This is a genomic window from Pseudomonas umsongensis, assembly GCF_012647205.1.
In the GTDB taxonomy this organism is placed as follows: Bacteria; Pseudomonadota; Gammaproteobacteria; order Pseudomonadales; family Pseudomonadaceae; genus Aquipseudomonas; species Aquipseudomonas umsongensis.
Genome location: NZ_CP051487.1, coordinates 2,325,106 through 2,344,234 on the forward strand (window position 1 = coordinate 2,325,106; position 19,129 = coordinate 2,344,234).

Annotated in this window: 17 protein-coding genes; 7 read left to right on the forward strand and 10 right to left on the reverse strand. The window is 62.2% G+C overall.

What is annotated here, in order from left to right; genetic code table 11:
- From HGP31_RS10435 to HGP31_RS10450, 4 genes are all read left to right on the forward strand, one after another.
- A complete protein-coding gene (locus HGP31_RS10435) occupies nt 1-906 on the forward strand; it encodes an ABC transporter permease (RefSeq protein ID WP_151141455.1) in 906 nt (301 codons plus the stop codon).
- Entirely contained in the window at nt 903-1,688 is a 786-nt protein-coding gene (locus HGP31_RS10440; protein ID WP_020799240.1) for an ABC transporter permease, read from the forward strand. The genes HGP31_RS10435 and HGP31_RS10440 overlap by 4 nt, the downstream gene beginning before the upstream one ends.
- A 25-nt stretch (nt 1,689-1,713) precedes the next feature.
- On the forward strand, nt 1,714-2,475 hold the full coding sequence (locus HGP31_RS10445) for an ABC transporter ATP-binding protein (RefSeq protein WP_168757644.1): 762 nt from the start codon (nt 1,714-1,716) through the stop codon (nt 2,473-2,475).
- An 89-nt stretch (nt 2,476-2,564) separates the two neighbouring features.
- Entirely contained in the window at nt 2,565-3,896 is a 1,332-nt protein-coding gene (locus HGP31_RS10450; protein ID WP_083348662.1) for an LLM class flavin-dependent oxidoreductase, read from the forward strand.
- A 234-nt stretch (nt 3,897-4,130) separates the two neighbouring features.
- Here HGP31_RS10450 and HGP31_RS10455 read toward each other — a convergent pair whose 3' ends face one another.
- The 4 genes from HGP31_RS10455 to HGP31_RS10470 all read right to left on the reverse strand — a co-directional run bounded on the left by HGP31_RS10455 (nt 4,131) and on the right by HGP31_RS10470 (nt 8,691).
- The gene (locus HGP31_RS10455) at nt 4,131-4,565 is read right to left on the reverse strand and encodes a VOC family protein (protein ID WP_168757645.1); all 435 of its coding nucleotides are present in this window, start codon (nt 4,563-4,565) and stop codon (nt 4,131-4,133) included.
- A 43-nt stretch (nt 4,566-4,608) separates the two neighbouring features.
- Nucleotides 4,609-5,007, reverse strand: coding sequence for a hypothetical protein (locus tag HGP31_RS10460; RefSeq protein WP_168757646.1), 399 nt, complete (start codon nt 5,005-5,007; stop codon nt 4,609-4,611).
- A gap of 177 nt (nt 5,008-5,184) precedes the next feature.
- On the reverse strand, nt 5,185-6,957 hold the full coding sequence (locus HGP31_RS10465) for an acyl-CoA dehydrogenase C-terminal domain-containing protein (RefSeq protein WP_168757647.1): 1,773 nt from the start codon (nt 6,955-6,957) through the stop codon (nt 5,185-5,187).
- 111 nt (nt 6,958-7,068) lie between these two features.
- A complete protein-coding gene (locus HGP31_RS10470) occupies nt 7,069-8,691 on the reverse strand; it encodes an acyl-CoA synthetase (RefSeq protein WP_168757648.1) in 1,623 nt (540 codons plus the stop codon).
- Nucleotides 8,692-8,929: 238 nt separating this feature from the next.
- On the opposite strand from HGP31_RS10470, the gene HGP31_RS10475 reads away from it, so the two are divergent.
- Nucleotides 8,930-11,200, forward strand: coding sequence for a PAS domain-containing sensor histidine kinase (locus HGP31_RS10475; protein ID WP_168757649.1), 2,271 nt, complete (start codon nt 8,930-8,932; stop codon nt 11,198-11,200).
- A gap of 10 nt (nt 11,201-11,210) precedes the next feature.
- Nucleotides 11,211-11,846 (forward strand): response regulator transcription factor, encoded by a 636-nt coding sequence (locus tag HGP31_RS10480; RefSeq protein WP_020800475.1) that lies wholly within the window; start codon nt 11,211-11,213, stop codon nt 11,844-11,846.
- A 36-nt stretch (nt 11,847-11,882) separates the two neighbouring features.
- Here HGP31_RS10480 and HGP31_RS10485 read toward each other — a convergent pair whose 3' ends face one another.
- The 4 genes from HGP31_RS10485 to HGP31_RS10500 are packed head-to-tail and all read right to left on the reverse strand — an operon-like array spanning nt 11,883 to nt 16,582.
- Nucleotides 11,883-13,604, reverse strand: a complete 1,722-nt coding sequence (locus HGP31_RS10485; RefSeq protein ID WP_240963533.1) for an FAD-dependent oxidoreductase — start codon at nt 13,602-13,604, stop codon at nt 11,883-11,885.
- Nucleotides 13,605-13,663: 59 nt separating this feature from the next.
- The gene (locus HGP31_RS10490; RefSeq protein WP_020800477.1) at nt 13,664-13,984 is read right to left on the reverse strand and encodes an NIPSNAP family protein; all 321 of its coding nucleotides are present in this window, start codon (nt 13,982-13,984) and stop codon (nt 13,664-13,666) included.
- Nucleotides 13,953-15,731, reverse strand: a complete 1,779-nt coding sequence (locus tag HGP31_RS10495) for an FAD-dependent oxidoreductase (RefSeq protein WP_168757650.1) — start codon at nt 15,729-15,731, stop codon at nt 13,953-13,955. Before HGP31_RS10495 ends, HGP31_RS10490 begins: the two co-directional genes overlap by 32 nt.
- Nucleotides 15,732-15,763: 32 nt before the next feature.
- Complete coding sequence (locus HGP31_RS10500; RefSeq protein ID WP_168757651.1) at nt 15,764-16,582, reverse strand: shikimate dehydrogenase family protein; 819 nt, start codon at nt 16,580-16,582, stop codon at nt 15,764-15,766.
- Nucleotides 16,583-16,727: 145 nt separating this feature from the next.
- Here HGP31_RS10500 and HGP31_RS10505 point away from each other — a divergent pair, with 145 nt between their 5' ends.
- Nucleotides 16,728-17,501 (forward strand): IclR family transcriptional regulator domain-containing protein, encoded by a 774-nt coding sequence (locus tag HGP31_RS10505; RefSeq protein WP_168757652.1) that lies wholly within the window; start codon nt 16,728-16,730, stop codon nt 17,499-17,501.
- 96 nt (nt 17,502-17,597) lie between these two features.
- Here HGP31_RS10505 and HGP31_RS10510 read toward each other — a convergent pair whose 3' ends face one another.
- Nucleotides 17,598-18,059 (reverse strand): hypothetical protein, encoded by a 462-nt coding sequence (locus tag HGP31_RS10510; protein ID WP_141195525.1) that lies wholly within the window; start codon nt 18,057-18,059, stop codon nt 17,598-17,600.
- 368 nt (nt 18,060-18,427) lie between these two features.
- Entirely contained in the window at nt 18,428-19,129 is a 702-nt protein-coding gene (locus tag HGP31_RS10515) for a VIT1/CCC1 transporter family protein (RefSeq protein ID WP_083348669.1), read from the reverse strand.

Consider the following 19,129-nt stretch of genomic DNA (forward strand, 5'->3'; position numbering starts at 1 on the left):
ATGGCCAGGGCACAGACCGCAAGACTCGAGAAGTATGGGGCGCCGGCATTGCCGAGCGACAACGTCAAACGTCTTCCACCGTCGCCCGCTCGCCCGGTCCGCAAGGTCGAGGTACCGCGCACTTCAGCCTGGTCCGTGAACCTGGGTGACAAGGCCTTGCCCTGGCTGTTGCCGTTGCTGTTGCTGGGTTTGTGGTACCTGGGGGTGGAACGCGGCTGGCTTTCGGAGCAGGTGCTGCCACCGCCAGCCTACGTTTACCAGGCGCTGTCGGACCTGGTTGTCAGCGGGGATCTGGGGCTCAACGCAGCGGCCAGCCTGCAGCGGGTTGTCGTCGGGTTCAGCCTCGGCGCATTGCTCGGTGTAGCGCTGGGCCTGGCCATGGGACTGTCCCGGACGCTGGAGGATTACCTGCTGCCGACTTTCAACGCACTGGTGCAAATACCAGTATTGGGCTGGCTGCCGTTCGCCTTGCTGCTGTTCGGCATCGGCGAGACGCTCAAGTATGTGCTGATTGCCAAGGCCGCCCTGGTGCCAATCACCCTGTGTACCTTGCAGGCGTTCCGCCAGGCGCCCAAGGGCTTGTTGGAAGTCGGCCGGACCTACGGCTTCAGCCGTCGGCAAAGCGTCACCTCCATTGTCCTGCCGGCGGCAATCCCGACACTGTTTACCGGGTTCCGCCTGGGCTTCACCAAGGCCTGGCTATCGCTGGTGGTGGTCGAATTGGTGGCCTCGAGTGAAGGGCTGGGCTACCTGATCGTCTATGGACGCCAGCTGTTTCAACTGGACCTGGTGATGGCGGCCGTCGTGATAGTGGGTGCGCTCGGCCTGCTGATCGACCGCAGTTTCGATTACGCGCAGAAACGTCTAGATCGCGGACGGCCAACGGTTGGAGGGCGTCAGTCATGAGTGCGGCTTTGTCATCAGGTAGCAGTAGCCACCGGTATCGCGGTTGGGTCTTGCCAATCTCGGTGATTGCCCTGTGGTGGTTGGCTTCGAACCAGGGCTGGAGTGAATCGGGGCTGTTCGTTTCGCCGGAAAAAGTCGCGGCGACAGCCTGGGATCAAATCACCTCGGACAAATTCTGGCGGGCGATTTCGGCGAGCCTTGCGCGCAACCTCAGTGGCTTTTTCATCGGCACCGCGCTGGGCTTGGTACTGGGTTGCCTGCTGGGTCTTTCGCGGCATTTCGAGCGCTTGGTGGGGCCAAGCTTCAACACCTTCAAGCAAATCTCCCTGTTCGCCTGGATCCCGCTGATCTCGGTGTGGTTCGGCCTGGGCGATGTGGCCAAGGTGGTGTTCCTGTCACTGGCCGCACTGGTACCGGTGGTGGTCAACACTTGCGATGGGCTGCGCAACGTCCCACCCAACTTGTTGGAAGTGGCGCGGGTGTACGGCTTCACCCGTTGGCAAACCATTATCGGGGTGATGCTGCCTGCTGCCTTGCCGTCGATTTTCACCGGGCTCTACCTGGCGCTGGTCTACAGCTGGCTGGCAACCATCGGCGCCGAATACCTGCTGGTATCGGGGGAGGGGATCGGCAACACGCTGATCGATGGCAGCGAGCATTTCATGATGGACCTGGTGCTGTTTGGAATGGTGGTTATCGGCCTGGTGGGATGGGGCCTCAACGCCCTGGCCCGGACACTTGAGCGGCGGATGCAGCGCCTGTATGGCATCACGACTAACTGATTGCCACATTGAAAAGGATCGCAACATGAGCAACGGCCTGACCCTGGAACACATCAGCAAGCGGTTCATCTCCAAACCTGGCAGTTCGACGCAATTGCAGGTACTCGACAACATCCACCTCGACATCGCCCCTGGCGAGTTCATCAGCATCGTCGGCGCCAGCGGTTGCGGCAAATCCACGCTGCTGCGGCTGATCCTCGGCCTGGACGAGGAATTCGACGGGCGCATCCTGCTCGGTGGCACACCCATCAAGGGCACGGGCCTGGAGCGCGGCATCGTGTTTCAGGACCACCGATTGTTCCCCTGGCTCAACGTCGAGCAGAACGTCGCCGTGGGCCTCAAGAATTCACCGCTGAGCGCCGGGCAGAAGCGCGACACCGTGCGCGAGCACATTGAACTGGTCGGCCTGCAAGACTTCATCGAGTCCTACCCGCATCAGATTTCCGGCGGCATGGCCCAACGCGTGGCCATCGCCCGCGGCTTGGTCAATCGTCCGAGCGTGCTGCTGCTGGATGAACCACTGGGCGCCCTCGACGCCTTGACCCGCGCGCGGCTGCAGGGCGAGCTGCAGAACATCTGGGCCAAGGAAAAAATCACCATGATCCTGGTCACCCACGATGTGGACGAGGCGGTATTCCTCGGCGACCGGGTGGTCGTGATGCAACCCAACCCAGGGCGCATCCGGCGCATCGTCGACGTCGATCTGCCGCGTCCACGCAATCGCAGTGACAGCCGTTTCATCGCCCTGCGCGATGACGTGCTGAGCGACTTTGCAGAGCTGCATTGAGTCGCGTGCTGTCCCGCCTGTTCAGGTTTTTTCAGGCTCTCTATTTCAGGCTCTCTAATTTCAGGCTCTCTATTTTCAGGAGAAGGGAAATGTCCGAACGTCAGCTCAGCCTCAACCTCTTCATCTACCCCAATGGTCATCACGAAGCCGCCTGGCGTCACCCACAGTCGGTGCCGGAAGCGTCCATGGACATCGCTCACTACCAACAGCTTGCACTGAGAGCGGAACGGGAAAAGCTCGATGCGATCTTCTTTGCCGATTCGCCATCCCTGGCCGAAAGCGATCGCGAAGGTGTGCGCATACGTTTCGAACCAGTGACCTGGCTGGCGGCCATCGCGGCGGTGACCCAACGCATCGGCCTGATCGCCACGGCCAGCACCACCTACAGCGAGCCATACAACCTGGCGCGTTCGTTCAGTGCGCTGGACCATCTGAGCAAGGGCCGCGCCGGCTGGAACATTGTCACCACGTCCCTGGCGGCCGCCGCCGCCAACTTCGGCCTGGACCAGCATCCGTCGGCCCATGACCGCTATGCCAAGGCCGAAGAATTCGTGCAGGTGGTGGGTGACCTGTGGGACAGCTGGGAGGACGATGCGCTGGTGCTGGACAAGGCCACCGGGGTGTTCGCCAACGGTGCGAAAGTGCACTCGATCAACCACGTGGGTACGCACTACCAGGTCAAGGGCCCATTTAACTCACCACGCTCTCCGCAAGGACGGCCGGTGCAAGTGCAGGCCGGCTCGTCCGAGGACGGCCGTGATTTCGCATCAAGGCATGCCGAAGCGATCTTCACCGCGCACCAGACCCTGCAAAGCGCGACCGAATTCGCCAACGATATCCGCGGGCGGGCGAGGGCAGTGGGGCGCGACCCGCGCCAGCTGAAAATTCTCCCGGGTATCAGCCCCTACATCGGCAGCACCGAAGCGGAAGCCCAGCGCAAGTTCGATGAACTCAACGACCTGGTACTGCCGCACGTTGCCCTGGGCCAGCTGCGCCGACTGCTGGGTGTCGACCTGTCCGGTCAGGATCTGGATGCGCCTTTCCCTCGTCATTTGGTCAACTTTGAAGGCAGTGAGAGCCAGGCGAGTCGCTTCAAGCTGGTCATCGATATAGTCGACCGCGAGCAACCGACCTTGCGCCAACTGATCAACCGCCTGGCCGGTGCTCGCGGGCATTGGGTGCCGGTAGGCACGCCGGTGCAAATCGCCGACCTGATCGAACAGTGGTTCCGCAGCGGCGCCGCCGATGGTTTCAACGTGATGCCGCCGGCATTTCCCGAGGGCTTTGAAGTGTTTCTCGATGAAGTGTTGCCGATCCTGCGCAAGCGCAGGCTGTTTCGCGAGGACTATACGGGTACCACGCTACGCGAGCATTACGGTCTGAGTCGCCCGGTTTCGCGGTTTGCGTTGAAGTCTGCCTGAGGGCGCGCAGCGATCGGGGGATTGTCTGAATGTACGCGTTCAAAAGCCAAAACGAGGCGGCCTTAGAGCCGACCTGATCGCAGATCTGTCCGCGTTGCGATCGTTCCCACGCGGAGCATGGGAACGATAACAACGCGGACAGGCCGCCACGCTCTGCTTTTGATCGCGAGCGCCCGTTAACCACGATTGCCGAACGCAGGCATTGTGCAGCGGTCTGATAAAACCGCACACGCATTAGCCGAGTTGCTCCGCAAGCCCGACGATGATGCCCTCAGGCCCACGAACATAGGCGAGCCGGTACGATGTTTCGTACTGCATCTGGCCAATCAATTCGGCGCCATGGGCTTGCATCTGTGTCACGAGCGCATCGATGTCATCGACGGCAAACATGATGCGACGAAGACCCAGGGCGTTCATTGGCGTGTTCACGGGGCCGAACCGGACGGCGTCCGGGGTGTGGAACTTGTCCAGTTCAATGCCCTGTCCGTCGGCGGTGCGCAGCATCGCGAGGGTGGCTCGCACGTTGCCCAGTCCAATGAGGCTGCCGACAGCAGCCCCTTCAACGGTGGTTTGGCCTTCGAGCGTGAGACCCAACGCGATAAAGAATGCCTTCACCGCTTCGAGATCGTCGACAACGATCAGGACGTTGTCCATGCGCTTGATGGTCATGTCCTTCGCTCCCTGTTTTTAAACGAAGTCGCGTAGCCTGGCGCTAGCGACGATAGTAGCGGCGATCGTCGTCGTAGCGGTAGCGCGTGTCCCGGTCGCGGTGGCGCTCCCAATAGCGGTGGCGTTCGGCTTCCCGGCGGGCTTGCTCTCTGCGCCACTGGGCCCTGCGCCATTCGTCTCGACGCCATTCGTCCCGGCGATCATGCCAACGACCGTCGTGCCAGTATCGATCGTCATGGGCAAGCAACGCTCCTGGCTGCTTGTCGGCCGTGCTGGCCAAGGTCGGCCAGGGGGTGTCGGCGGCCCGCACGGGCGCCTGGACGGCTGTGACTGGGGGGGCGAAAACAGGGGTTGAAGTCTTCATCTGTGTTGCTGATGCCGAGCCCATTGCCGCGAACGCGAACAGGCCGAGGAGCACCATCCGTGGGACATGGAATTTCATGAGCGAAGACAACCTCTGATTGGCAATTGGACGTGTGGCCATCTGGCTGCGCGAAGCCTGCGGGTTCGCGCCTACCGAGCGGATGAGCCTATCCAAATAGACCGACAATCAAGGAAAAGTTCTAGGCAGGCGTTGCAATTAGTGCAACGCCCGCCAGAGCGCCATGGCGTCGCTCAATCAGAATTGTTCAGCGCGCAGGCCATACAACGAGTCGCTACCTGCCCGAATGGATTGCTCAAGGCTCAAGGTGCGTGGAAGCAAGCGCTGGAAGTAAAAGTCGGCGGTGGCGATTTTCGCGTCGTAGAAATCTTCGTCTTCGCTGCGTTTTTGCCGCGCAACCTGAGCCATGCGCGACCAGAGCCAGGCGTAGGCGACGTAACCGAACAGGTGCAAATACTCCACCGACGCCGCGCCGACTTCGTTGCGGTTGCTTGCCGCTCTGTCGTGGAGCCAGTCGCTGATGTCCTCCAGCCGCTGCACGACATCCAGCAGTTGCGTGGCATAGGGGGCGTCAGGCTGTGCCGCGAAGCGGCGGATCTCGCCGGTGAACTGGCGCAGTGCGAGGCCTTTGTCGGCGAGCACTTTGCGCCCGAGCAAATCCAGTGCCTGGATGCCATTGGTGCCTTCGTAGATTTGCGCGATGCGCACATCACGGACCAATTGTTCCTGGCCCCATTCGCGAATGTAGCCGTGGCCGCCGAAAACCTGCTGGCCATTGATGCAGCTTTCCAGGCCGCTATCGGTGAAAAATGCCTTGGCCACGGGCGTCAGCAGCGCGACCAGGACCTGCGCACTGTCGCGCTCGCCGGCATCTGCGGAAAACTTCGCCAGGTCCAGTTGTTGCCCGACATAGCTGGCGAACGCGCGGCCGCCTTCGGTCATGGCTTTCATGCCCAGCAGCATGCGCCGCACATCCGGGTGAACGATGATCGGGTCGGCCGGTTTGTCCGCCGCCACGGCGCCCGTGGGGGCCCGACTCTGAAGGCGTTCACGCGCGTAGGCGACGGCACTCTGGTAGGACGCCTCGGCGCAGCCGATGCCCTGAATGCCGATGGACAGGCGTTCGTAATTCATCATGGTGAACATCGCCGCCAGGCCTTTGTTCTCTTCACCGATCAACCAGCCACTGGCACCGTCGAAGTTCATCACGCAGGTGGCTGAGGCCTTGATGCCCATCTTGTGTTCGATGGAACCGCAACTCACGGCGTTGGCAGCGCCAAGCGAGCCGTCGGCATTGACCAGCACTTTAGGCACGACGAACAGCGAAATGCCTTTCGGACCCGCCGGTGCATTCGGCAGTTTGGCCAGTACCAGATGAACGATGTTTTCGGTCAGGTCCTGGTCGCCCCCGGTGATGAAGATCTTGCTGCCGGTGATCTTGTAGCTGCCGTCAGCCTCAGGTTCGGCGCGGGTGCGGATCAGCCCAAGGTCGGTGCCCGCATGGGCTTCGGTCAGGCACATGGAGCCGGCCCAGCGGCCTTCGTACATCGGTGGCAGATAGAGATTTTTCAGGGTGTCGCTGGCGTGGGCATCCAGTGCCAGGCAGGCGCCGGCGCTCAAGGCCGAATACAGCGCAAAACTTGAGTTGGCGCCATAGAGCATCTCTTCGAATTGCACGGCCAGCATTTTTGGCATGCCCATGCCACCGAACTCGGCGTTGCCGGACAGTCCTACCCAGCCGCCTTTGATGTAGGTTGCGTAAGCCTGTTTGAAACCGCTGGGGGTGCTGACTCGACCCTCATGCCACTGTGCGCCTTCTTCGTCGCCGCTACGATTGAGGGGCGCAATCAGGTGCGCGGTGACTTTTGCCGCCTCCTCAAGAATGGCATCCGCGGTGTCCGCGTCGATGCTGTCGGCCAAGGCGGGCAGGCGCGCCCACAGGGCCGGGGCCTCGAACACTTCGTGCAGCACAAAGCGCAAGTCACGCAGGGGGGCTTTGAATTCTGGCATAACGTAAACCTCGTTGGGACGGTTGTGTCACGGGCACAGCCGAATGTGGCCTGCACGACCCCCAAGCAGCAGGTGCAGACCTGCTGCTTGATGCAAGCATGGTAGAAGGGATTAGAGCGCCTTGGCCCGGTCGCGCAGCACGTACTTCTGGATCTTGCCAGTGGACGTCTTGGGCAAGAGCGTGAAGATCACGGTGCGCGGGACCTTGAACCCGGCCAGATGCTCACGGCAGAAAGCGATGATGTCAGCCTCTCGAACGTCCTGGTGATCCGCCTTCAAGGTGATGAAGGCGCAGGGCGTTTCGCCCCATTTCTCATCGGGACGGGCGACCACGGCGGCTTCCATCACAGCGGGATGGCGATAGAGCACGCCTTCGAGCTCGATGGTGGAGATGTTCTCGCCACCGGAGATGATGATGTCCTTGAGTCGGTCCTTGATTTCGACGTACCCGTCGGGATGCCAGACCGCCAGGTCACCGGTGTGGAACCAGCCACCTTCGAACGCTTCGGCAGTGGCGGTCGGGTTCTTCAGGTAGCCCTTCATCACCGTGTTGCCGCGCAGGAAAATCTCACCGATCGTCTGGCCATCGCGCGGGGTTGGTTCCAGCGTTGTGCAGTCGCCGACCATCACGCCTTCCAGTGTCGGGAAGCGCACACCCTGTCGCGACTTGATTTGCGCCCGCTGCTCCAGGGGTAACTCATCCCATTCGGCGTGCCAGGCGCAGACCGTCACCGGGCCATAGGTTTCGGTCAGGCCAAATACGTGCGTGACCTTGATGCCCATCTCTTCGACGGCACCGATCACTTTGGCCGGTGGCGCAGCGCCCGCGACCAAGGCATTGACCGGGTGATCGATGGCCGCTTTCGCCGACTCCGGCATGTTGACCAATGCATTGAGCACGATCGGCGCACCGCACAGGTGAGTGACCTGATGCTCGCGGATCAACGTGAGGATTCTCTGCGGGTCGACCCGGCGCAGGAACACGTGCACGCCTGCCAGGGCCGTGATGGTCCACGGGTAGCACCAGCCGTTGCAATGGAACATCGGCAACGTCCAGAGGTACACCGGATGATTGCCGATGGCCCAGGTCATCTGGTTGCCAAGCGCGCTCAGGTAAGCGCCGCGATGGTGGTAGACCACCCCCTTGGGATTGCCGGTGGTGCCTGACGTGTAGTTCAGCGAAATGGCCTGCCACTCGTCGAGCGGCCATTTCCAGTCAAACGCCGGGTCGCCTTCGGCCAACAGCGCTTCGTAATCCAGGTCGCTCGCGGCCTGGCCTTCGCCGTATTCCGGGTCATTGACGTCGATCACCAGGGGTGGGTGATCGAGCATGCCAAGCGCCGCCTTGATCACGTCATGGAACTCGCGGTCGGTGATCAGCACTTTGGCTTCGCCATGCTGGAGCATGAATGCGATCGCTTCGGCATCCAGCCGGACGTTGAGCGGGTTGAGCACGGCACCGATCATCGGCACGCCGAAATGCACTTCCAGCATCTCGGGAATATTGGGCAGCATCACCGCCACCGTGTCGTCCTTGCCGATGCCGCGACCGGCCAGCGCCGAGGCCAGGCGGCGGCAACGGGTGTAGGTCTGGGCCCAGGTACGGCGAATCGAACCGTGGATAACGGCAGGGTGGTTCGGGTAGGTACTGGCGGTGCGCTCGATGAAACTGAGCGGCGAGAGGGCAATGTGATTGACAGCCGAAGGGCCCAGGCCCTGGTCATAGATAGACATGTACGGATACTCGTTGGCTGATTGTTAGCTCTATGGCTGACCTTGCGGCGTAGTCGCCGAGGTCACCTTCTAAGTCCGGATGACGTTATATAATATTTTGTCTGTTATATGGAAATACAACCTAAGCACTATAGTATATGTACTATATGTACTATATGTGATTCTTCTGATTCTGAGTCGACGCCACCGACCTTCCAAGTTGGTATAGGCTTGGTTTCCCTGACAAAGTGGGCGCGTAATGACCGTTACTCCCGTTCGATTGCACAGTTGGTTGCGCCTGCAGCGCGAGAGTGTGTCCCTGGCCGCCCGGGCTGATGCGTTGTGTCTGGCGCTGCAGGACTGTCCCGAAGTGCAGCGGGCGGTGTACCTGAGTTGGCAGCCGCCTTCGCGAATCTACCGCCATGAGGGCACGGCCCAGCAGTTTCCACCGGGACTTGGCGACCCTGCGCTGGCCAGCGACCAATTGCTCTTCGATCTTCTGGCAGACACAGGGCGCCTGGCCCTGGCTGAAGTGCGTCAACTCGATTGCTGGTTGTCCGGCCGGTTGCGCCGGGCCGCGATCAGCCATGGCCAGGTGTTCGACCTGGCCTTGACGCCCGGGCAGCCGGGCTTGTTGCTGGTGCAAGTGCGCGAGGGTGTGAGTCTCGATTGGCTGGGCTGGGTCCGGGATTTGCTGACGACGCTGCTGAGCAGTGTCAACGGCATGCTGCGCGGTTCGCCTCTGCTGGGCCTCGACCCGCAACCGAGCCTGTTGCTCGACGCGCAAGGTCGACCGCTGGAGTTCAACGCGGCACTGATGGCGCTGCTCGCGGAAAAATCGCTGGGCGATGTGCTGGGTTTTTTACCGGTCAATCACCGAGAGCTGGTGCGTGCCTGCCTGACCCAGCAACGTGCTGTCGAAGGCGTCGAGGCTCAGTTTGAGAAACAGGTCCTGATCTGGACCTTCATCCCCGACCCACAGGAAAACCGGGTGCTCGCCCGTTGCCGCGACGCCACGGCGCAGGTGCTGGCAGAGCGTGAGGCGGCCACTGCACGACGGCTTTACCGGCTGATCATCGAAAACACCACCGACCTGATTTCCCGCCACACACCGGATGGGCGTGTGATCGATGCGTCACCGGCCTCCTGGACCTTGCTCGGCTATTGGCCCGAAGCACTGCGCGGGCAAATGGCCCAGGGCCTGTTCCATGGCCAGGACCTGGCCGGTCTCGTGCAGCGTGCGCGCGATGCGCTGGAGCAGGATGGTTATCACACCATGACGTACCGCATCCGCCATCGCGACGGCCATTACCTGTGGTTCGAAACGGCCAGCCGGGCGATCCGGGAAACCTACACCGGCGCGGTGGTTGAAATCGTCTGCGTGTCCCGTGACGTTACGGCCCGCGTGCAGGCCGAGGAGAACAAGCGACGCCTGGCCGAAGTGGTCGAGGCCAACATCGATCCGGTGTTGTTCATCGCTCCCGGGGGCCTGGTCACTTACCTCAATCCAGCCGCACGCCGCATCCTCGGGATTGATGAGCAACAACCCATGCCGGCCCTGGCTACGTTGTTCGCCAGCGCAGACCTTGCGCGCCTGCAGCGCGACGGTTGGCACAGCGCCGAGCGCGACGGTGTATGGAGCACCGATGCGCGCCTGCAACCACCGGACGGCGGCACATCGGTGCCGGTGTCGCTGGTGTTGCTGGCGCACCGTTCCGCCAGCGGCGAGCGCTATTACTCATTGGTCGCGCGTGACATGACCGAGCGCGAACTGCGCGAAGCGCAACAGCGGCGTCATCAGGATGAACTGGCGCACACCGCACGCCTGGTCACCCTGGGTGAACTGGCTTCGGGAATCGCCCACGAAATCAACCAGCCGCTGGCGGCCGTGGTCAATTATGCGAACGCGAGCCTGCGCTACCTGCAGACACTGGACTCCAATCCTCAAGCGGCAGCAAGAGTGACCCAGGGCCTGGAGCGCATTACCCATCACGCCACCCACGCCTCCGAAGTGATTCGGCGGCTACGCGCCTTTTTACGCAAGGGACAACGTCGCATGCAGGCGCTGAACCTGACTGACGTGGCCCGCGAAGCTGTGCGTTTATGTGCCTGGGAGGCGAGCAATTGCCAAGTGACAATCGAGGATCGACTGCCGGATAATCTGCCGCCCGTTTATGCCGACCGCGTGTTGCTGGAACAGGTGCTGCTCAACCTGTTGCGTAACGCCATCGATGCCAACCGTGAGCAACATCCCGGGCAGCCTTCGGTGATCGTGATGACCGTGGGGCAGGGCAGTGGCACGTGCGTGGAGATCCATGTGCAAGATCAGGGGCCGGGCGTCAGCGAACCGCAACTTCAGCAGATCTTTACCCCCTTCTACACCAGCAAGGCCGATGGCCTGGGGCTCGGTCTGTCCATGAGCCGCAGCATCATCGAAGGTTTCGGTGGCGAATTGAATGCCCGGCGCCAGCCTGTCGGGCTGCTGATGTGTTGCCGCTTGCCGCTGGCCGGCCTAACAAAACAACAATAGGAATCAGGTAATGGCAGGTGTAACGGAGCAGGTGGTGTACGTGGTCGATGATGACCAGGGCATGCTCGAGTCGACGGTCTGGCTCCTGGAGTCGGTCGGGCTCAAGGCCCTGCCGTTCACCAGTGGTGTCGCATTCCTCGACGCCTGCGATGCGAGCCTCGACGCCTGCGTGCTGCTGGATGTGCGCATGCCCGGTATGGGCGGCTTGAACGTGCAGGAAGAAATGCGCGTGCGCCAACTGAACCTGCCGATCATCTTTGTCAGCGGGCACGCGGATGTGCCGATCGTGGTGCGCGCGTTCAAGGCCGGCGCCCATGACTTTATCGAGAAGCCTTACAACGAACAGCTGTTGCTGGACAGCGTGCAACAGGCACTCAGCAACTGTGCCACCCACCGTTCGGGTAACCAGGGCCACGAAGCCTTGCAGGCGCGCTTGCTGACCTTGACCCCGCGCGAGCGCGATATCCTGTTGCCGCTGGTGCAGGGTTACACCACCCGCGAAATCGCCGAGCAACTGGGCGTGAGTGCAAAAACCGTCGACCTGTATCGCGCGCGCGTCATGAAACGCATGCAGGCCAATACGTTGCCGGACTTGGTGGGCATGGCCATCGCGGCGCAGATGGTCGATCCGCTGAAGTTGCGTTGAGCCCTCGCCCTGGCCGGCATCTGCTTGATGTTGCACTCATTGACCCGCCGCTGAGCCTGCCAGTGTTCTTCCTGCAATGTAGCCGAACGTCATGCCCGGCCCGAGGGTAATGCCGCCGCTGGGGTAACGGCCGTTCATGATGCTGTTCATGTCATTGCCCACGGCGAACAGTCCTGGAATCGGCGCTTGATTGTCGTCCAGCACCCGGGCACAGGCGTCGGTGTGCAGCCCGGCGAAGGTGCCGAGGCTGCCAGGCACCAGCTTCACGGCGTAGAAGGGGGCTTGGCGCAGGCTGCCAAGGGACGGGTTGGGACCGTGGAGGATTTCCCCCTGGTTTTTGTTGTACAGCGACTCACCGCGACGAAACTGCGGATCGCAGCCTTTCTCGGCAAACTGATTGAACGTATCGACCGTGGCCTGCAGTTGCTGCGCATCGATCCCACACTGGCGTGCCAGTCCTGCCAGGGTCGAGTCCTTGAACAGGTAGCCCATGCGCACATAGGACGCTGTCGGGAAGGGAAAGGGCCTGGACCAGCCCAGGCCATAGCGCCGCTGGGCGCGATGGTCGCAAATCAACCAGGACACCGGGGTTTCTCCCGGTCCGCAGGCATCGAACAGTGCGCACATATAGTCATGGTAGGAGTCTGCTTCGTTGACGAAGCGTCGACCATCCCGGCGCACGGCGAGAAAACCCGGTTTCGCCCGATCCATCAGATGGGGAAAGCCACTGAAGCTGCCGTCTTCGCGCGGCACGCGAGACACTGGTGCCCACGCAGCGGCCTGCGCCAGGTCGCAGGCGACGCGAGCGCCGACGCTTTCAGCCAGGCGCAAGCCATCGCCGGTATTGCCCTTGGGCGCAGCGCTCAAGTGTGCGCTGCCATCAGGGGCGTGGGCGAACTGCTGGGCAATACGTTGCCGGTCGTGGGGGAAGCCGCCGCAGGCCATCACCACACCCCGTCGTGCACGGATCTCGAGCAGGCCTGCGCCGCGGTCGATACGCGCGCCGACCACACGTTGGTCCTCGCGCAGCAGCTCACCTACCTGTGTATCGGTCAGCAGGCGGACGTTGCGATCCAGGGCGCTTTTCAACAGCCGGGCGACCAGGGCATTGCCGTTCACCAGGTGCATGCCCCGGCCGTGGCACATCAGGTCCCGGGCATGGCGCAACAGGCGTTTGCCGACATACAGCAGTGAGCTTGCCGAGCGGGTCGCATTGAGGAAGTGGTTGAGATCGGCGCCGCCGGCAATGCCCATTCCGGCGAGGCTGATGAGGTCCAGCGGGCGCCGAAGCTTGTCGATCCACGGACCCAGTCGACGACCATCGAATGGCAGGGCGCAGAGCGAGCGGCCGCCTCGGGCATGACCTTCGCTGGCATGAAAGTCAGGCATCTTGCTGCCGGAGAAAAACTGCACTTCGGTATGGCGCTGAAAAAACTCGACCATCTTCGGGCCCTGCTCGAGGAACATCTCCATGCGCGGGTCGAGCACATCGCTGTGCAGCTCGTTGCGCATATAGATTCGCGCCTGTTCGAGCTCTTCTACGACGCCTTCGGCGACTGCCAACGGGTTGCGTGGGACCCACAGCCAGCCGCCCGACCAGGCACTCGTGCCGCCGAGCACCGGCTCTTTTTCCACCACGATGACGTCGAGGCCGAGCTCGGCACAGGTGACGGCAGTCGCCAGGCCCGAGGCGCCGGAACCGATGACCAGGACATCACAGATAAGGTCGTCGACATTCATCGACGGCAAGACGCTCATGGCGACCTCCATATTTGGGCTTTTCACTGTAGGAGCATGCTCGCTCCTACAGGGGACGGTTATTGCAACGGTGAAAAGTCGGTCGGGCGCAGCAAGCGCGACTCCAGCGTCACCACGGCGTCGAGCGCCTTGTTCTGCCTGGCGAAGTCCTGCCAGCGCGGATCGGCGGCCATGGCGTTGCGGCGGTTCATGCGATCGTCGAGGCTGGTATAGGCCCAGATGTGCACCACCTGGTTGACCTCGCCGATTTCGGTGGTGAAGAAACCGACCAGGTTGCCCAGGTGCTCTTGTTGCACGGCCAGTGCCGCGGTTTTGTACAGGGCCAGCCAGTCGCCAAGGCGGGTCGGTTTAATCGTGTAGGTGCGCAGTTCGTAGTACATGCGGAGCTCCAGTTTGGGCGTGTGGGTGTGTGTTGTGCTCAAGACGGGCGGCGATATCACTGGCGGCGAGGTAGCCGAAGGTGATGCCCGGGCCGAGGGTGATGCCGGGGCCTGGGTAGGTGCCGTCCATGATCGAATTCATTTCATTGCCGGCGGCGTACAGGCCGGGGATCGGTGCACCGCTGCGGTCGAGCACGTTGGCCTGGCCGTTGGTGACCAATCCGCGGGCAGAGCCGAGGTCGCCGGTAAACAGGCGAATGGCGTAGAACGGCGCCTTGTGCAACGGCTTCAGGCACGGGTTGGGTCCATGGAGCGGGTCACCCATGTAGCGGTTGTAGGCGCTGCTGCCTTTGCCGAACTGCCGGTCGACGCCAAGCACTGCATCGGCGTTGAACTGCGTCAGGGTCTGCTCCAGGGCCGTGGCATCGATGCCCGCGATAAGGGCCAGTTCGGCGAGGCTGTCTGCGCGCAGCAGGTAACCGGCTTCGATCAATGCGCTGTTGTCGACCGGCCGCGGACGGGCCAGGCCCATGCCGTATCGGTTCAAGGCTTCGCTGTCACAGATCAGCCAGCAGGGCGCATTCGCGCCGCCGTTGGCGAACATGCCTTGGACGAAGCAGTGATAGGAGTCCGACTCGTTGACGAAACGTCGTCCGGCGCGGTTGACCGCGATCACACCGGGTTTGGCCCGATCGGTCACCAGGTGCGGAAAACGCTCGAGGCTGCCGTCGGCCTTGCGCAGTACCGAAACCGGCGCCCAGAAGAAGTTTGCCGACAGGTTGTCGCCAATGGCCGCGTTGACCGCAGCGGCCAGTCGTTGTCCGTCCCCCACATTGGCCGCCGGGGACATGCTCCAGTGTTCCGAGTCGGTCGCTGGCCGCTGCGCCGCGGCTTGGGCGCCGGCGGCAAATCCGCCCATGGCCAATACCACACCGCCCTTGGCCAATACCTTGCGGGTTTGTCCGCGCCAGGTGATCTGCACGCCCTCTACGCGTCCCTGTTCGATCAGCAGCGCGTCGGGCGTCGCCTCGAGCCACAAGTCGACGCCGTTGGCGAAGGCGGTGGTCGCCAGCCGGGCGATCAAGGCATTGCCTACGGTCAGGCGCGTACCGCGTGGATGGCTGAGGCGATCAATAGCATATCGGCCCATCAGTTTCAGGCAGTGCCAGAGCGATTGCGGCGAGCGCTTGAAGCTGAGGAAGTGCTGGATGTCGACACGATTGACCATCATGCCGCCGAACAGCAGCATGCCGTCCGGTGGCCGCTTCAGGTCGTTGAAGTGCTCACCGAGCTTGCGCCCGTCGTACTCGTCGATTTCCAGGGCGCGACCGGTTTGCGTGCCACCGGGCAAGTCCGGGTAATAGTCGGGCGACAGTGGCCGCAGGCTGTATTTGAGTTCGCTGTGGGCCTGCAGAAAACTCAAGGCTTCGCGGCCATTGTCGATGAAGGCGTCGATCAGCGCTGGGTTGTAGCCAGCCCCGATCACCTCCTTGAGGTAGCGGCGCATTTCGTCGGCGCCCAGGTGATACCCGGCGGCCCGGGCCTGATCAGTGTCGTGCAGCCAGATCGCGCCACCGGAGATCGCCGAGGTACCGCCGAAGGTTTCGGTCTTTTCCACCAGCAAGACCTGGAGGCCGCGGCAACTGGCGGTCACCGCCGCGGCGAAACCGGCGGCGCCGCTGCCCAGGACAATCACGTCGTAGACCCGGTCGGCACCGGCAGGGAGCTGGGTAGTCGTCATGTTCATCGTCTATCGCCTGTTAAGGACACGGCCGCAGATCAGATCTGCAGCGGTGTTACGCCCATGAAGTGGCCGAGGTTGCTCAGTTGCGCCAGGGCCATTTGCGGGCCGGTCTGGATCGCACAGCCACGCCCTTGGGCGAAGACGAGAAACGGCGTCAGCGCTGGCGAAGTCACGACATCGGCAACCAGCGTCGACGCTTGCAAGCTTTGCATCAGGCCTTGCGGCAATGGCAGCGGACCTTCCTCGCTGGTGGCGCCCATGCCGACCGGCGAGGCGTTGACCACCAGATCGAACTGCTCAAGCGAGGTGGGATTGGCGCTGATCACTGTCTCGGGAAACGTGTCGCGCAACAGTTCGCCGAGCATCTCGACGCGCTCCGCGCTCAAGTCGCTGATGACCAGATGACGGATCCCGGCCTGGCACAGTGAATAAGCAATCGCACTGCCGACACCGCCGGTGCCGATCACCAGCGCCTGTTTGTCTTGCGGATTGAAACCCTGCTGGCGCGCCGCACTGAGAAAACCTTCGCCGTCGACGATATCGCCCACCAGCCGGCCGTCGGCCTCGCGCCGGATCACGTTGACCGAACCCAGCGCCGCCGAGCGCGCACTGACACTGTCCAGGCGGCCGGCCAGTAGCTGTTTGTAGGGGACGGTGACCACGCAGCCGCGCAGGTTCTGCCAGCCACGCAAGGTCTCGACGAAGTTCTGCAGGGCGCTCGGCGCAAGGTCGATGGCCAGCATGGCAACGTTTTGCCGGTGCCCAGCGAACCATTGGTTGAAGTTTTCCGGTGATTTGACCTGTGTCACAGGCGAGCCGACGATGGCGACCAGTTCAGTCGAACCCTGAATCATTTGATGTACCCGCTTATTGGCTGTGTTGTGGGGCCGATAGTGCGAGCGGGGAGGGGAGCGGACAATCAGGCCGGCGGGCGTTTAAGTTGATAATCGCAGCATCAATGCGATAATCGCATTGCTTGCCTGAATTAGAGTCGTCGCGATGAAGCAGCCCACCATCCATCAACGGGACCTGATCGTCGGCCTGCAAAAGGGCCTGGCGTTGTTGCAACTGTTTTCCCAGGAACATCCACGCCTGAGTGTGCCGGAGGTGGCACGCATGGCCGACATGACCCAGAGCGCCGCCCGACGTTTCCTGCTGACGCTGGTGCATGACAACTTCGCGCAGACCGATGGTCGTTTCTACTGGCTGACCGCCAAGACCCTGCGCATTGGCCAGGCCTATGTCGATTCGGCGGTGCTGCCGCGCATGCTGCGGCCGATCGTCGAACAGGTGGCGCGAACCACCCAGGAGCATGTGTCGGTGGGCATTCGCGACGGGGATGACATCGTGCATGTGGTGCGCAGCCGCTACAGCCACATCACCTCGATGTCGATTCGGCCTGGCTCACGGGTGCCCATGTATTGCACCGGCAGTGGCCGGCTCTGGCTGGCGAGTTTGTCTGGCGAAGCGCTGGACGGGTATTTCGCACGCAACCCGCCCCAAGCGATTACCCCCTACACGCTCACCGATGAAAAACAGATCCGCGCCGAAATCGCTTTGGCGGCGCAGCGTGGCTACGTCCTGGTGGATCAGGAATACGAAGTGGGCATGCGGGTGCTGAGCGTGCCATTGATTGATCGCGAAGGGCAGTTGCAGGCCACCTTGACGCTCACCACCCATGCATCGCGAATGACCGTGGAGCAAATGCGCGAACGTTATTTGTCTGCATTGTATGAGGGTCAGGCGTTGCTGCGGCCGATCATGACGTTGTAGGGCGATGGTGTTGCCTGTGGGGAGGGTTGCGATTGATCCGGCTTGGACGGTTGATAAGGGCAACAAGCGGCCAGAAGCGGAAGCTCGTTGCCAGCGTTAAACCCCAATAGACAGCGGGCCGCAATACATCAGGGTGTTGCACACCACCATCTGGGCGACCGTGAATCCCAATGCAGTTCCCAGAAAGCCAACGCCCGCGACGATCCAAGGCAAACTTGCTTTCACGCGGTACCTTAACAGCCAGGCCGACGCTGCTGCGCCAACCAACATGCCGGGCATGGAGAACACGTGCCCGAGCCCAAACAACCCTTCGGGGTGGTCGAGGCTGGCCATGATGTTCATGTAGATCAACAGCGTGGCCACCGCCGCGGCTGTCGTACCCGTCAGAAACAGGGCGGGCGTTCGGATAATCAAGCCCAGTACAAACACCGCCGCAGGTACTGCGACAAGGTACCCACTGCCTGTATACAGCGGGTTAGCACCTATGCTGGCGTAAAGGAGAACAGGAGTGATTAACAGGATGGAATAGGCAATATCATCTCTGCGACCAACTGTCATTCCTAGCCTCGCTTTCAGCATCGTGCTTGGTGGAATAGCGTAGCCGACGGGAACGTTCTTGCTCGGCGGGTCCACTTTGGGGCGACCGCGGTCCTTGCAATAGGCAGAAATCGGCCGATTCTGTTGAAAAAGTAGCTCCCCTGTCTGGCCTGCGGCAAAATCTCTACATTGGCCAGCAGGGAAGCACGCAGCATGATGGGACAGTTATCGAGTGGGCAGGAACGGCTGTTTGCCAGCGCTCGTGCCTTTGCCATTGACTGCCAGCGCTGGCAGCGCACTGATCTGTTAACGCATACCGCGCATCACTGCTGTTCTGTAAAGGGCGCTCGTTTGGCTAGCGGGCGCACTTTGTTTTTGGAAGCCCCCCGCTAGACCACCGCGCCAAACAAGTGCCCCACCAGGGCCGTAATGCCCATGGCCAGCGCCCCCCAGAAGGTCACCCGCCAGGCCCCGGTGATGACCTTGGCTCCGCCAGCCTTGGCGGCGATGGCGCCCAATGTCCCGAGAAACACCAATGACATGCCCGATATCCAGGGCACCACACTGTGCTCCGGCGCGACAAATGTCACCGCCAGCGGCAACGCGGCACCCACCACGAAACTGGCGGCGGAGGCGAGGGCGGCCTGCAACGGTTTGGCGGTGAGAGTGGCGCTGATGCCCAACTCGTCCCGGGCGTGAGAGCCCAGTGCGTCATGGGCCATCAACTGATCGGCCACTTGATGGGCCAGTTCGGGTGATACGCCGCGATGCATGTAGATGTTGGCGAGTTCAATGTGCTCGGCATTCGGGTCGCTGGCCAGTTCTGCCCGTTCGCGGGACAGGTCGGCCCGCTCGGTATCGGCTTGGGAGTGCACGGAAATGTACTCGCCAGCGGCCATGGACATGGCCCCGGCCATCAGCCCCGCCATTCCGGTGACCAGCAATGTGGCATGGCTGGCGTTGGCGGCCGCGACGCCGATCAGCAGGCTGGCGGTAGAGACAATCCCGTCGTTGGCCCCAAGGACGGCGGCGCGCAGCCAGCCGATACGATCGCTTCGGTGTGCCTCGGTGTGCCTGTGCATGAATTTCAT